General features: G+C 71.4%; 12 protein-coding genes. 6 read left to right on the forward strand and 6 right to left on the reverse strand.

What is annotated here, in order from left to right; all coding sequences use genetic code 11:
- Nucleotide 1 precedes the first annotated feature (1 nt).
- The 5 genes from VES41_RS12575 to apaG form a co-directional block, all read right to left on the reverse strand.
- Complete coding sequence (locus VES41_RS12575) at nt 2-568, reverse strand: phosphatidylglycerophosphatase A (protein WP_324817258.1); 567 nt, start codon at nt 566-568, stop codon at nt 2-4.
- A gap of 68 nt (nt 569-636) precedes the next feature.
- Nucleotides 637-1,614 (reverse strand): thiamine-phosphate kinase, encoded by a 978-nt coding sequence (gene thiL / locus VES41_RS12580; RefSeq protein WP_324817261.1) that lies wholly within the window; start codon nt 1,612-1,614, stop codon nt 637-639.
- The gene (locus VES41_RS12585) at nt 1,614-2,735 is read right to left on the reverse strand and encodes a YbdK family carboxylate-amine ligase (protein WP_324817439.1); all 1,122 of its coding nucleotides are present in this window, start codon (nt 2,733-2,735) and stop codon (nt 1,614-1,616) included. The genes thiL and VES41_RS12585 overlap by 1 nt, the downstream gene beginning before the upstream one ends.
- A 20-nt stretch (nt 2,736-2,755) precedes the next feature.
- The gene (locus tag VES41_RS12590) at nt 2,756-4,063 is read right to left on the reverse strand and encodes a cation:proton antiporter (protein WP_324817263.1); all 1,308 of its coding nucleotides are present in this window, start codon (nt 4,061-4,063) and stop codon (nt 2,756-2,758) included.
- A gap of 107 nt (nt 4,064-4,170) precedes the next feature.
- Complete coding sequence (apaG, locus tag VES41_RS12595) at nt 4,171-4,572, reverse strand: Co2+/Mg2+ efflux protein ApaG (RefSeq protein WP_324817265.1); 402 nt, start codon at nt 4,570-4,572, stop codon at nt 4,171-4,173.
- A gap of 52 nt (nt 4,573-4,624) precedes the next feature.
- Between apaG and rpe the strand changes: the two genes are divergently transcribed.
- Nucleotides 4,625-5,338, forward strand: a complete 714-nt coding sequence (gene rpe / locus VES41_RS12600; RefSeq protein WP_324817268.1) for a ribulose-phosphate 3-epimerase — start codon at nt 4,625-4,627, stop codon at nt 5,336-5,338.
- A 14-nt stretch (nt 5,339-5,352) separates the two neighbouring features.
- Here rpe and VES41_RS12605 read toward each other — a convergent pair whose 3' ends face one another.
- Nucleotides 5,353-5,598, reverse strand: a complete 246-nt coding sequence (locus VES41_RS12605) for a hypothetical protein (RefSeq protein WP_324817271.1) — start codon at nt 5,596-5,598, stop codon at nt 5,353-5,355.
- 168 nt (nt 5,599-5,766) lie between these two features.
- Between VES41_RS12605 and VES41_RS12610 the strand changes: the two genes are divergently transcribed.
- The 5 genes from VES41_RS12610 to VES41_RS12630 all read left to right on the forward strand — a co-directional run bounded on the left by VES41_RS12610 (nt 5,767) and on the right by VES41_RS12630 (nt 14,537).
- Nucleotides 5,767-6,720 (forward strand): succinylglutamate desuccinylase/aspartoacylase domain-containing protein, encoded by a 954-nt coding sequence (locus VES41_RS12610; protein ID WP_324817441.1) that lies wholly within the window; start codon nt 5,767-5,769, stop codon nt 6,718-6,720.
- A 93-nt stretch (nt 6,721-6,813) separates the two neighbouring features.
- A complete protein-coding gene (locus VES41_RS12615; protein ID WP_414719114.1) occupies nt 6,814-7,815 on the forward strand; it encodes a Ku protein in 1,002 nt (333 codons plus the stop codon).
- A 19-nt stretch (nt 7,816-7,834) separates the two neighbouring features.
- Entirely contained in the window at nt 7,835-10,408 is a 2,574-nt protein-coding gene (ligD, locus tag VES41_RS12620) for a DNA ligase D (RefSeq protein WP_324817273.1), read from the forward strand.
- A gap of 284 nt (nt 10,409-10,692) precedes the next feature.
- On the forward strand, nt 10,693-12,783 hold the full coding sequence (locus tag VES41_RS12625) for a CHAT domain-containing protein (protein ID WP_324817275.1): 2,091 nt from the start codon (nt 10,693-10,695) through the stop codon (nt 12,781-12,783).
- Nucleotides 12,780-14,537 carry a ShlB/FhaC/HecB family hemolysin secretion/activation protein gene (locus tag VES41_RS12630; protein WP_324817278.1) on the forward strand — a complete coding sequence of 586 codons (1,758 nt, stop codon included), beginning with the start codon at nt 12,780-12,782 and terminating at the stop codon, nt 14,535-14,537. Before VES41_RS12625 ends, VES41_RS12630 begins: the two co-directional genes overlap by 4 nt.
- The last annotated feature ends 1 nt before the right edge of the window (nt 14,538 follow it).

A 14,538-nucleotide genomic window follows, 5' to 3' on the forward strand; every position in this document is an offset into this window, starting at 1 on the left:
ATCATTGGATGAATGCGCGCCACAGCGCGATGACCAGCAGCGTGCAGAAAGCCGCCACGAGGTCGTCGAGGATGATGCCGAAACCGGCGGCGGCCCAGCGCGGCGCCTCCTTGCCGGCATCGTCTCGCGGCTTGAACAGCTGGTCGGCCCAGCGCACCGGCCCCGGCTTGGCGGCGTCGAAATAGCGGAACAGCGCGAAGGCGATGCACTGCGCCAGCAGCCCGGCGGGCAGCACCAGCCACAGCACGGTCCAGAAGGCGATGACCTCGTCCCACACGATGCTGCCCGGGTCGGCCACCCGCATGTGGCGCGCGGTGACGGTGCAGGCCCACCAGCCGATCGGCAGGCCGGCCAGGATGACCCAGCCGATGGCGGCCGGGGACAACAGGCGTTGCATCGCCAGGAAGGCGACCCACGCCCAGAGCGTGCCCACGGTTCCCGGGGCCAGGCGCGACAGGCCCGAGCCGCCGCCCATCGCGATGAAGTGCGCCGGGTGCGCGAGCAGAAAGCGCCAGCCCGGCCGCCGCGCGCCGGAGCGGCGGGCGGGATCGGGCGAGGCGGGAGGCATCAGGGGAGTGTCGGCGGCCATCTGCGCCGATGTTAGCCGGCTGGCCGGCGGCCGCGGCGCGGCGGCGCTCAGGCGAAGTGGTCGAACGAAGCGAAAGCCTGCGCCGCCAGCGGCGCGCCGCTCGCATCGACCAGGCGCAGCCCTGGCTCGGCCTCGATGCGGCCGATGCGGGCCACCGCCGTGCCGGCGTCGCGCCCGGCCTGTTCCACCGCGGCGCGGGCCGCGGGCGGTGCGCAGAACGCGAGTTCGTAGTCGTCGCCACCGGCCAGCGCCAGCGCATGGCGCGCCGCGCCTTGCGGGGGCAGCGCGGCATGGTCCGGGTGCCGTGCGCCGGCCAGGCGGTCGGCGGCGGCATCGGCATCCAGCGTGGCGCCCACGCCGCTGGCCCGGAGGATGTGGCCCAGGTCGCCGGCCAGGCCGTCGCTCAGGTCCACCGCCGCCGTTGCGATGCCGCGCAGGGCCAGGCCCAGCGCCACCCGCGGCGTCGGCAGCTCCATGCGGTCGCGCGCCAGCTGCATCAGCGCCGGCGGCAGCGCCAGCCGGCCGCGGAACACCTCCAGCGCCAGCCGCGCGTCGCCGAGCGTGCCGCTGACCCAGACGTCGTCGCCCGGCCGCGCGCCCGAGCGCAGCAGCGCGGCGCCCGCAGGCACTTCGCCGAACACGGTGATGCAGATGTTGAGCGGCCCGCGCGTGGTGTCGCCGCCGACCAGTTCGCAGCCGTGCGCATCGGCCAGCGCGAACAGGCCACGCGCGAAGCCGGCCAGCCAGGATTCGTCCACCGACGGCAGCGAAAGTGCCAGCGTGAAGGCCAGCGGCCTGGCGCCGCAGGCCGCCAGGTCGCTCAGGTTGACCGCCAGCGCCTTGTGGCCCAGCCGTGCCGGGTCGACGGTGGACAGGAAATGCCGGCCTTCGACCAGCATGTCGCTCGACACCGCCACCTGCATGCCCGGCGCCGGCGCCAGCAGCGCGCAGTCGTCGCCCACGCCGAGCGGCGAGCGCCGCGCCGGCCGCGTGAAATAGCGCGCGATCAGGTCGAACTCGCCCATCAGGCGCCCCCGCGGAAGCGCAGCGCGGCCTGCCGCACCACCTCGGCCAGCAGGCGCTCCTTGTCCTGGCGCTCGCGCAGCCAGCGCGCGTCGTTCTGGCTTCCCTCGACGTCGGTGCGCAACTGCGCCAGGCCTTCGGTGGCGTCCAGTGCCTCGGCATGCCATTCCAGCTGCGACATGGTCATCAGGATGTGCTCGCGCAGCGGCATGTGGTCGCCCGTGGCCGGGTCGACGTACACCGCGTCCAGGCCGAAACGGCAGGCCTGGAAACGGTTGTAGGTGTAGACGAGGTAGTCGTCCTCGCTCGGCGTGAAGGGCTGCTCCTGCAGGAACCAGGCGGCCAGCGACTGCACGTAGCCGGCCAGCGCCGCGGCGCGCTCGACGGTCAGCGGCGTGTCGAACACCCGGATCTCGACCGTGCCGTACTCCGGCTTCGGGCGGATGTCCCAGTAGAAGTCCTTCATGCTGCGCACGACGCCGGTGCGGGTCATGCGCTCGAAGTAGTGGCCGAACTCCTTCCAGCTGAGCATGAACGGCGCGCGGCCCGACAGCGGGAACGCGAACACCGAGTTCAGCCGCGCCGAGTCGAACTGCGTGTCCTGCCCCTGCACGAAAGGCGACGACGCCGACAGCGCGATGAAATGCGGGATGTAGCGCGACATGCGGTGCAGCATGAGCAGGGCGCCGTCCGCGCTCGGGCAGCCGATGTGCACGTGCTGGCCGAAGATGGTGAACTGCTTGGACAGGTAGCCGTACAGCTCCGACAGCTCGCGAAAGCGCGGCTTGTCGTAGATGCGCTGCTCGTGCCACTGCTGGAACGCATGCGTGCCGCCGCCCAGCACCGCGATGTTGAGCTTGGCCGCGCTCTTGACCAGCGCGTCCCGGATCGGGCTGAGCTGGCTCAGCACGTCGCGCGCCGAATGGCACACGCCGGTCGATATCTCGATCATGCTGGACGTCATCTCGGGCACCACGCTGCCGGGCAGGGGAATGTCGGCCATCAGGCGCAGCATGTCGTTCGCGTACGGCGCGAGGTCGAAGTCGTGCGTGTTGACCAGCTGCAACTCCAGCTCGACCCCGAGCGACAGCGCCTCGGAGCGCGTGAACGGCTCCAGCGGCACGACGCGGTCGGTATGCGCTTTCATCGGGTCGTCTCCCCATTGCCGGCGCCGCCGGCATTGCCGCTGCCGCGCGCGCGGCGTGCGATCAGGTCGGGCAGCCAGCGCTGCGAGCTTTCGCCGGCGGCGTGGATCGCCACCGTGGCGAGCACCGCGCCCAGCACCTCCATCAGCAGGATGGCCGGCAGGCCGATCTGCGCGACCATGCCGCCGACCATCGGCGAGGCGCGCGCGAAGGCCGACACGATCAGCAGCGCCACCGCCGACAGCGGCGACATCGCCAGGCCCAGCCACAACGCCTGCGCCCAGCTCGCGCCGCTGCCCGGGTTGGCGACGGCCACGCCGGTCACCTTGGCCAGCAGCCGTACCCCGATCAGCGCGAGAACGAGGCCCGCCACCGGCACGCTCCACTGCGCCTGCGCCGCCACGCTGGAGACCAGCACGAACATCAGCATGGTGATCAGCGAGGCGGCCGTGCCGAGTTGGCGCGGCCACACCCAAGGTTTCGGGTTGAGCTGCTTGAGCAGCACGCCGCCGATCAGCGCCGACAGCGGCGCCGAGGCACCCAGGTAGGCGGCCGTCGCTGCCCCGGCGCCGATGATCGCCAGCAGCAGGATCGAGGTGTTCTCGCTGGTCGGGCTCATCACCCGAAGAGCCGAGCGCAGCGCCAGTGCCATCAGTGCGCCCACCACGAACGACAGGCCCAGCACCACGCCCACGGGGTAGAGCCGTGCCAGCAAGCCCATCGGCGCCGTGCCCGCGGCCACCATGCTGGTGTGGGCATGGCTGAGCGACAGCGCGTAGAAGGTGTTGAGTGTCGACAGCGCCAGCGCGCGCTCGGTCACCGGGCCGGAGGCACGGGTGTCGATGGTCACGCGGCTGAGCACCGCGGGCGAGGCCAGCAGCGACATCAGCGCCAGCGGCACCGCCACGCCTTCGGCCACCGACATCCAGCGCAGCACCCAGTACACCGCGAAGTAGGTCAGCGTGCTCTCGAGCAGGCTTTGCACCAGCACCATCGGGTTGTGGCGGAACCAGCGCAGCGGCAGCCGCCCGCCGGTCTCGAACAGCACCATGGCCACGCCCAGTTCGAGCAGGAACAGTCCCGTGCCCTGCAGCGGCCAGACCGCGCCCTCGAAGCCGGCGAAGCCCACCACCGTGCCGACCAGCGTGTAGCCCACCAGCTTGGGCATGCCGGTGTAGCGCTGCAACAGATGTCCGGTGGCGGCCGCGGCAGCCAGCAGCAGCGACCAGACGATCGTCGGCAACCCGGCCGAGGGGTGTACCCATTCGGACCAGAAGCCCAGGAGATCGTTGAAGAAAGGAGTCATCCGCAATCATTCATGTGCCGCGATCCACCCGGGCGCACAGAAGTGCCCGGCCGGCCGGACGACGGCATACCGTACCGGCCCCAGCCGGAAACTTCCAGGGCCTGGCCCTAGTGGAGAACGCGAGGCACGGGCGGTTCTTCGCCCGCTCCGGCGTCGAGGACGAAGACGGGGATGGGCACGTCGAAGCGCTCTCCCGTCTCGGTCACGAAGAAGAAACTCCCCTGCATGGACCCGGTACCCGCTTGTAAGCGACAGCCACTCGTGTAACGAAAAGCTTCGCCTGGCGGAATGAGCGGCTGCTGGCCGACCACGCCGAGTCCCTTGACCTCCTGCAGCCGGCCCCCGGCGTCCTGGATCTTCCAGTGCCGCGAGATCAGCTGTGCCGGCACCTTGCCGAGGTTCGTCACAGTGACGACATAGGCAAAGGCGTAGACCCGATCGTGCGGGGCCGACTGCTCCGGCAGAAAGCGCGGTTCGACGACGACGGTGATCGAGCTGGACGAGGACATGGGCTGGATGGTAGCCGAGCCGCGCGCCGCCGACCCTGCGACAATCCCGAGCATGAGCAGCGCCGATCACGACAGCCCCACCTACCGCATCGCCCCGTCCCTGTTGTCGGCCGATTTCGCGCGCCTGGGCGCCGAACTCGCCGACGTCATCGCGGCCGGCGCCGACTGGATCCATTTCGACGTGATGGACAACCACTACGTGCCCAACCTCACGTTCGGGCCGATGGTGTGCCAGGCGCTCAAGCCGCACGCAAAGCGCGCCGACGGCACCGCCGTGCCGATCGACGTGCACCTCATGATCGAGCCCGTCGACGCCCTGGCCGCGGCCTTCGCCAAGGCCGGCGCGGACTACATCAGCTTCCATCCGGACGCCTCGCCGCATGCGCACCGCAGCGTGCAGGCCATCCGGGCGGCCGGGTGCAAGCCCGGGCTGGTCTTCAACCCCGGTGCCGGGCTGGAGCCGCTCGACTGGCTGATCGACGAGATCGACCTGATCCTCATCATGAGCGTCAACCCGGGCTTCGGCGGCCAGAGCTTCATCGATTCGGCATTGCGCAAGATCGAACTGGCCCGCAAGCGCATCGAGCAGAGCGGCCGCGACATCCGGCTGGAGGTGGACGGCGGCATCAAGGCCGACAACATCGCCCGCGTGGCCAGCGCGGGCGCCGACACCTTCGTCGCCGGCAGCGCCATCTTCGGCGCGCCCGACTACGCCAAGGTCATCGGCGACATGCGCGCCGAGCTCGCCGCCGCGGCGCGCGGCTGAGCCGGCGCGCGGCCTCAACGCTTGAGCTTTTCCCGATAGAGCCGGTCCGTCACCGGTCCGCGGTCGGTGTCGACCACCCCGCGCTCGACGTCGTCGTGCGCGCGCCGCTCCTTGTCGCCGGGCACGTTGTCCTGGTGCTGGCTGTCGGACGATTCGTCGCGCTCATGCGGCAGGCGCGGGCCCTTGGTGGCGCGGGTCGTGCCGGGGTCCGGCACGCGCGCCTTGCTCTCGTCGGGCGGATTGGTTGCTGTGCGGGGCATGCTTGGACTCCTCGTGTTCGGCCCTCGTTTGTCCCATCGCCGCCCGCGCGCGCAGGTAGGAGCCGCCTGCCGGCGGCTGTAGGATGCCCGGCCATGTCCACTTCGCCCTTCAGTGCCCTGGCCGAGCCCGGAGCCCTCGACCCGCTAGCCAACGGCGCCGCCGGCGACATGCTGCGGGTGCATGCCTTCTGCGCCCTGGAGCCGGGTCCGCGCCTGCTCGTCCTCGGCGGCGTCCACGGCGACGAGACCTGCGGCAGCATGGCCATCGAGCGCCTGCGCGCCGAACTGGACGGCGGCATGCACGCCCTGCGGCGCGGCCAGCTGACCCTGGTGCCGGTGGCCAACCCGCTGGCGCGCCGCAAGGGCACGCGCGAGGGCGAGCGCAACCTCAACCGCAACTTCCGCCCCAGCCCCGCCGGGCAGCCGGCCGCCGACTACGAGACGCGCATCACCGACCTGCTGTGTCCGCTGATCGATCGCCACGAGGTGCTGCTCGACCTGCATTCCTTCGAGAGCGACGGCGAGGCCTTCGCGATGATCGGCCCGCGCGACAACCGTGGCGCGCTCGAGCCCTTCGCCCGCGCCCGGGAGGAAGGGCGCCTGGCCCGCCAGCTCGGCACGCCGCGCGTGGTGGAAGGCTGGCTCGACATCTATGCCGAGGGCCTGGCCCAGCGCGCCGCTGCCGGCGAGACGCTGCCGGACGATGCCATCGACTTCGGCCGCGGCACCAACGAATACATGCGCAGCCGGGGCGGCTACGGCGTCACGCTCGAATGCGGCCAGCACCGCGACCCGGACGCGCCCGAGGTGGGCTACCGCGCCATCCTGGCCGTGCTGCGCCTGCTGGCGATGATCGACGCGCCGCCGGACGAGCCGCCGGCGCCGCATCCGCAGGTGTTGCGGCTGGCCGGCGTGGTCCTGCGCCACGACGCGCAGGACCGCTTCGTGCGCGACTGGGCCACCTTCGATCCGGTCCGGTGCGGCGACCTCATCGGCATCCGCGCGGGGGGCGAGGAAGTACGCGCCGCCTGCGACGGGCACATCGTCTTCCCGAACGACCGCGCCCTGGCCGGGGCCGAGTGGTTCTACTACGCGCGGGCCAGCGAACGCGTGCTGGACTAACCCTCGCGCCGGCCCCGCTGGAGCCCTATTCCTACAGTTTTCCCGCGGCGCAGCGGCTATCTTCCGGCAACGAACGGCCAGGAGGCACCAGCGATGGCAACCACGACGCGCGCCAAGACCACGAAGGGCGCAGCATCACGTCCGCGCAAGACGCGTGCGCCCGCGGCGCGCGGCAAGACCCGCGCGAGCTCGATGAGCGCCAGGCGCGCCAAGGGCGCCGGGAGCGGCGCGCCGCGCGCGCTGTGGAAAGGCGCCATCAGCTTCGGCCTGGTGCACGTGCCGGTGGCGCTGTATCCGGCCACGCGCGAGCACGGCATCGACTTCGACTGGCTCGACAAGCGCTCGATGGACCCCGTGGGCTACAAGCGCATCAACAAGCGCACCGGGCGCGAGGTGTCCAAGGACGACATCGCCAAGGGCGTGGAGACCGGAGACGGCAACTACGTGCTGATCAGCCCGGAAGAGATCGGCAAGGCCTATCCGCGCACCACGCGCACCATCGCGATCGAGTCGTTCGTGCCGGCCGATGCCATCCCCTTCATCTACCTCGACCGGCCCTACTACCTGGCGCCGGTCGAGCGCGGCGCCAAGGTCTACGCCTTGCTGCGCGAGGCGCTGCGCAAGGCGGGCAAGGTCGGCGTGGCCCGCGTCGTGATCCAGACGCGCGAGCACCTGGCCATGCTCGTGCCCACCGGCCCCGGGCTGGTGCTGAACCTGTTGCGCTGGAGCGAGGACATCCGTCCCTGGAGCGCGCTCGACCTGCCGCCGCAGGAGATGAAGAAGGCCGGCATCAGCGCCAGCGAACTCGAGATGGCCACGCGCCTGATCGGCGACATGGGCGACAAGTTCGATCCGGCCGACTTCCATGACGCCTTCACCGAACGCATCCACGAACTGGTCAAGCGCAAGGCGGCCGCCGGCAAGACCCGGCACGTGGAGCAGCCCGAGGCGCTGGAGGACGCACCGGAGGAAAGCAACGTGGTCGACCTGACCGAGCTGCTGCAGCGCAGCCTGCGCAAGGGCGGCGGCAAGCCGGCCGCGCGCGCCAAGGCCAAGACCCCGGCCCGCAAGACCGCTGCCCGCCGCGCCGCCTGACGCCGCAGCCGCCACCCGCATGGCCCGCCAGCCGTCCACCCTCGAGACCTACGACCGCAAGCGCGACTTCGCGCGCAGCCCCGAGCCGCGCGGCGGCAAGGCGGCGCCGGCATCGTCGGGCAGCCTGTCGTTCGTGGTGCAGAAGCACGACGCGAGCCACCTGCACTACGACTTCAGGCTGGAACTCGACGGGCGCCTGCTCAGCTGGGCCGTGCCCAAGGGGCCCTGCCTCGACCCGAAGGTCAAGCGCATGGCGGTGGAAGTGGAAGACCACCCGCTGTCCTACGGCGGCTTCGAGGGTGTCATCCCCGCGGGAAACTACGGCGCCGGCACGGTCATCGTGTGGGACAACGGCACCTGGCAGCCGATCGGCGATCCGCATGCCGGCCTGGCCAAGGGGGACCTCAAGTTCGACCTGCACGGCCACAAGCTGCACGGCCGCTGGGTGCTCGTGCGCATTCGCGGGCGCGACCGTGAATCCGCCAAGGGCAAGCAGCCCTGGCTGCTGATCAAGGAGCGCGACGGCGAGGCGCGGCCGCTGGACGAGTTCGACGTGCTGGTGGCGCAGCCCGGCAGCGTGCTCGCCTCGCCCGGCGAGCCGGCCGGCCGTCGGGCGAAGCGTCCTGCCGCGGCCGCCGGATCCGCCGCCCGGCCGGACGCGGCCGCGCCGCCGGATCCGCCCCGCGCCGCATTGCCGGCCAAGCTGGCGCCGCAGCTGGCGACGCTGGCCTCGGGGCCGCCCGCGGCCGAGGACGACTGGCTGTACGAACTCAAGTACGACGGCTATCGCCTGCTCACGCGCATCGATGGCCGCTCGGTGCGGTGTTTCACCCGCAACGGCCACGACTGGACGGACCGGATGCCGCAACTGGTCGAGGCGCTGCGCACGCTGAACGTGCGGTCCGGGTGGATCGACGGCGAGATCGTGGTCGAGGACGACAACGGCGCGCCCGATTTCCAGTCGCTGCAGAACGCGTTCGACAGCGGCGCCACCGCGCGCATCGTCTACTGGATCTTCGACGTGCCTTTCCTTGACGGACGCGACCTGCGCGGCATGCCGTTCGAGCAGCGCAGCGTGCTGCTGCCCGGCCTGCTGGGCACCGACTCGCCGCCGCAGCTGCGCGTGAGCGAGGCGTTCGACGCGGCGCCGCGCGACCTGCTGGCGGCGGCCATGCGGCTGGGCTTCGAGGGCATCGTCGGCAAGCGGCGAGATTCGCACTACGTGTCGGCGCGTTCGCCCAACTGGATCAAGCTCAAGGGCGGTGCGCGCCAGGAGTTCGTCATCGGCGGCTACACGCGCCCGCAGGGCGGCCGCACCGACTTCGGCTCGCTGCTGCTGGGCGTGCACGACGACGAGGGGCGCCTGCAGTATTGCGGCAACGTCGGCACCGGCTTCGACCAGCAGCGCCTGGCCGACATCCGCGCGCGCATGGACAAGCTGGCCAGCCGCAGTTCGCCCTTCGCCACGCCGGTGCCGAACACGGTGAAGGTCCAGCAGTTCGTGCGGCCCGAGCTGGTGGCGGAAGTGGCCTTCAGCGGCTGGACCCGCGACGGGCACCTGCGCCACCCGGTCTTCAACGGGCTGCGCGACGACAAGCCGGCGCGCGAGGTGCGGCGCGAACGTGCGGCCGACGCGGAGGCCGGCGGCAAGACAGGCGCGGCGCGCAAGTCCGGCGCCGCGGCGGCGAAGGCCGGCGGCAGCGCCAAGGCCATCCGCGTCACCCATGCCGAGCGCGTGATCGACAGCGCCAGCGGCAGCACCAAGGGCGCGCTGGTCGACTATTACGGACGCGTCGCGCCGCTCATGCTGCCGCACCTCGCGGGGCGCCCGGTGTCGCTGGTGCGCGCGCCCGAGGGCGTGGGCGGCGAGCTGTTCTTCCAGAAGCACGCGCAAGGCCGCGAGCTGCCGCATGTCACGCTTCTCGATCCCGCGCTGGACCCCGGGCATCCGGGGCTGCTGCAGATCGACCGCGCCGAGGCGCTGTTGTCGGTGGCGCAGATGAACACCATCGAACTGCACACCTGGAACGCCACCTCGCGCGCCATCGACCGGCCCGACCGCATGCTGTTCGATCTCGACCCCGGCGAAGGCGTGCAGTGGGCTCGCGTGCGCGAAGGCGCGCAACTGGTGCAGGCGCTGCTCGCGGAGCTTGGCCTGGTCGCCTTCGTCAAGACCAGCGGCGGCAAGGGCCTGCACGTGGTGGTGCCGCTGCGCCGCCACTACGGCTGGGACGCGGTCAAGGGGTTCTCGCAGGCTGTGGTGCAGCACTTGGCGCAGCATCTGCCGGATCGGTTCGTTGCCGTGAGCGGGCCGCGCAATCGCGTCGGCAAGATCTTCGTGGACTATCTTCGCAACGGCTTCGGGGCCACCACCGTGGCGGCCTGGTCGGTGCGCGCGCGGCCCGGGCTGGGCGTGTCGGTGCCGCTGGACTGGAGCGAACTCGGCACCCTCGAGGCGGGCGACCAGTGGACGCTCGCCAACGTGGACGCGCGGCGCGGCGTGGGCAATGCGCCGTGGGACGCCATGGCGGGCACGCGCAACGGCCTGTCGACCGCGATGCGCCGCATCGGCTACGTGCCGCCCGATGCGTAGCCGCGCGGCGCTCGCGCATCGCGGGGCAAGGCACGCATTGAACAGCCTCGGCGCCGCTGCCAGCGGCTAAGCCGTTAGCGCTAGACCTTATTGAGAATGTTCGCTGCAAAGGGCGCTGCCTAGACTGCGCCGCACAGGCTAGAGGAGGGTGCGCTGGTCGCGCACCGATGGGGCGGCGCCAATGTCGGCGTGGCCGCCGCAGGCCTGGCGCGGGGCCCTGAATGCAACCTTGCCTGACAAGCTCCTTCCACTCGCGCGGCGCGGTCGTCCGATGGCCTGTCGCCTTGCTGGTCCTGACCGCGTCGCTCGCGATCATGGCCGGTGCGGCCCGCGCGCAAGGCGGCGCGCCCGATGCCGAGGCCGCCGCCTCCCGCATGGAGAAGGCGCGCCTGGCCGACGTGGACACCGTGTTCGCCCTGACGCAGGACGGCGCCATCCTGTATGCGCAGGACGACATCAAGATGTCGGGCTACCAGTACTGCAGCCAGGCGGTCGCGCTGGCCGAGGCGGGCGACTTCCGCCAGAGCGTTCGCGCCGCGAGCAAGGCGCTGCACCTGGCCAACAGCACGCGCGATCCGGAACTGCTGGCCTACGCCAACCGCGACCTTGCCATCGTCTTCAGCTACTCGGGCCAGCTCGAAAAAGCGGAGCAGTTCGCGCGCGACGCCCTGCGCATGCAGGTGAAGAACCCGACGCAGGTGGTCGGCCCGGCGAACAAGGTCATCGGCGACGTGCAGACGCGCCGGCGCGACTATGCCGGCGCCATCCTCAGCTACGACGCCGCGCTGGCCGGCAGTTCCGATCGCTACAAGCCGCTGGTGCAGGCATCGCTGGTCAACGCGCTGGTGGAACAGGGCCAGCTCGCGCGGGCGCGGCAGGTGCTCGACACCATCGCGCAACCGACCAACGCGTCGCTGGCCGCGCAGCTCGACCGCACGCAGGCCCGGCTGCTGCTGGCCGAGAACAACGCCGAGATGGCGCGCGAGTTGTATCGCGAACAGACCACGCAGAAGGCCGGCGTGGACGCCTCGTACTACCGCATGTGGGCCTGGGACGGCGTCGCCCGAGCCGAGCAGATGCTGGGCAACAGGCAGGCTGCGGCCAATGCGTCGAGCCAGGCCGTGGCTGCTGCCGACTCGGTGCGCGCGCGCTTTCGCAGCGAGGAATTCAAGATGGGGCTGTTCTCCGACGTGCAGTCCATCTTCGACCGCGCCATCGGCCTGTACGTGGAGCTCGGCGACAACGGCCGCGCGCTCGAGCTGAGCGAACGCGGCCGCTCGCGTGCGCTGCTCGACGCCGTGCGCGGGCGCGGCGGCAATGCCACACTGTCGGCGGCCGCGCCCGACCTTGCGACCATGCAACAGGCGCTGCGCGCCGACGAGCGCGTGCTCGAGTTCCATTCGCTGCCCGACCGCCTGCAGGTCTGGGTGGTCAGCGCCACCGGCGTGCAGGCGCACGCCATCCCGATCCGGCGCGACGAGCTGGGCGAACTGGTGGACGGCTTTCGCGAGTCGGTGGTGCGCGGCCGGCGCGGCGCCGTCACCAATGCCGACCGCCTGGGCAGCGCGCTGATCGGCCCGCTCGGCCTGGCCGACGGACAGCGGCTGGTGGTGGTGCCGCACGGGCCGCTGCACTACCTGCCGTTCCAGGCCTTGCGCCTCAATGGCCGCTACCTGATCGAGACGCACCCGGTCTCGGTGGTGCCGTCGATGGGCATTGCGCTGCAACTGGCCCAGCGCGGCAACCAGGCGCAGGCCGACCTCGTGGCGTTCGGCAACCCGAGCATCGAACAGAAGTACGACCTGCCCGGCGCCGAGGTCGAGGTCAAGCAGCTCGCGCGGCTGTTCCCGCGCAACGAGGTGTACCTGGGTGCGGCGGCCAACAAGACGCAGTTCCGCCAGGCGGTGGCCGATGCGCCGATCGTGCACGTCGCCGCGCACGCCGAGGCCGACCAGGTCGACCCGCTGTACTCGCGCATCCTGCTGGCCAACGAAGGCGGGCGCCAGAACTTCCTCGAAGCACACGAGATCCTCGACATGAAGATGAACAGCACCGCGCTGGTGACCCTGTCGGCCTGCGAATCGGGGCTGGGCCGCATCGCCCGCGGCGACGAGGTGCTGGGCTTTCCGCGCTCCTTCCTGATGGCCGGCGCCGGCGCCATGATCGCCTCGCTCTGGCCGGTATCGGACGACGCCACCGAGTTGCTGATGAGCACCTTCTACAGCGAGCTGGCCAAGGGCCGCGACACCCAGCGCGCCATGCAGGCGGCCCAGCTCGCGGTGCTGCGCGATCCGAAGCTCGCGCATCCGTTCTTCTGGGCGCCCTTCAACCTGATCGGCAACTGGCGCATGACCGTCGGCGGGAGCGCGGCATGAGCGCCCGCCACGCTCCCCCGAATGCCGTGGCGAGCCGCCGCCGCGCGGCGCGGCTCGGCGCGGCATCGCTGCTGCTGGCGGGACTGGCCTGCGGCATCGGCATGCGCCACGCGCAGGCGCAGACGCAGCAGATCGAGAGCACCACGCTCACGCCCACGCAGAACCCCTGCACGCGCTGCGAACGCGACGGCGATGCCACCGCGCAGGCCGTGCCGGGTGCGCCGACGCAGGCGCTGCCGCCGCTGCCCGCCGGATCGCAGGCAGCCAGCTTCCGGCTTGCCGACGTGCGGCTCAAGGGCGCCAACGCCCTGCCGGCCGAGCAGATACGGCCGGCCATCGAACCCTACATCGGGCGCGACGTCACGCTGTCCGACCTCGAGGCCATGGCCGGCGCCATCACGCAGATCTATCGCGACAGCGGCTACTTCCTGGCGCAGGCCGTGGTGCCGGTGCAGAAGGTCGAGGGCGGCGTCGTCGAGATCAGCGTGATCGAAGGGCGGCTGGGCCAGGTCAACGTCAACGTCGCGCCGGACGCGCCGATCAAGGAAGAACGGGTGCGCGCCTTCCTGCAGGCGCTGCCACCGGGCGGCGCGCTGGACCTGCGCCGCTACGAGCGCGCGATGCTGCTGCTGTCGGACCAGCCGGGCATCCGCGTCAGCTCGTCGCTGCAGGAGGGAGCGCAGTCCGGCACCACCGACCTCACGGTGGAAGTAGTGGCGGCGCCGCGCTGGGAGTTCGCGGTCGATGCCGACAACCACGGCACCGAGGAGACCGGGCGCTACCGCCTGGGCGGACTGGCGCGCTGGCTCAGCCCGTTCGGCATCGGCGACAACATCGACCTGCGGTTGATCGCCGCCGACAGCAGCGGCATGGTGTTCGGCCGCGCATCGTACGAGGCGCCCATCGGCGCCAGCGGGCTGCGCGCCGGCGTCGGCATCGCGCACGTGCAGTACGAGCTGGGCGGCGACTTCGCCGACCTGGATGCGCACGGCACCGCCGACATCGTCGACGCCTCGCTCAACTACCCGGTGATCCGCTCGCGCCGGCAGAACCTATTCCTGCGCCTGGGCGCCGACATGCAGGATCTGTCGGACCACTACGACGCGGTCGACTACAACCCGAGAAAGCGCATCGCCGGGCTCGGCCTGGGCTGGGCCTGGGAGCTGCGCGACGACATCTTCGGCGGCGGCTACTGGGCCAGCTCCGGCACGCTCTACCACGGCAGGCTGGACCTGCGCGACGAGCTCACGCAGACGATCGACCAGGGTCCCAACGGCCTGGGCACCGAAGGCAGCTTCGACAAGCTCACCTTCCGCGTCTCGCGGCTGCAGGCGATCCTGCCGCGCCACTCGCTGTACCTGAGCCTGGGCGGGCAGATGGCCAGCGGCAACCTCGACCCGTCGCAGAAGCTGTCGCTGGGCGGCGCACGCGCGGTGCGGGCCTATCCCTCGGGCGAGCTGCTGGTCGACGAGGGGCTGCTCGGCACCATCGAATGGCGCTGGTCGCTCAACGACGAGGTCACGCCGTACGTGTTCTACGACGCCGCGCGCGGCAAGGTGTCGCACGACCCGCTGCCGCTCGGGCAGGACAACACCCAGAGCCTGCGCGGCGTCGGCTTCGGGCTGGCCTGGGCGCGGGCCAACAACTTCGCCTTCAACGCCACGCTGGCGTGGCGCGACGGCACGCGCGAGGCCATCACCGACGGCGGTGGCCACGATCCGCGGCTGTTCGTGCAGTTCCAGAAATTCTTCTAGG

Origin of the sequence: Variovorax sp. (assembly GCF_035634955.1) — a bacterium.
GTDB lineage: Bacteria > Pseudomonadota > Gammaproteobacteria > Burkholderiales > Burkholderiaceae_C > Variovorax.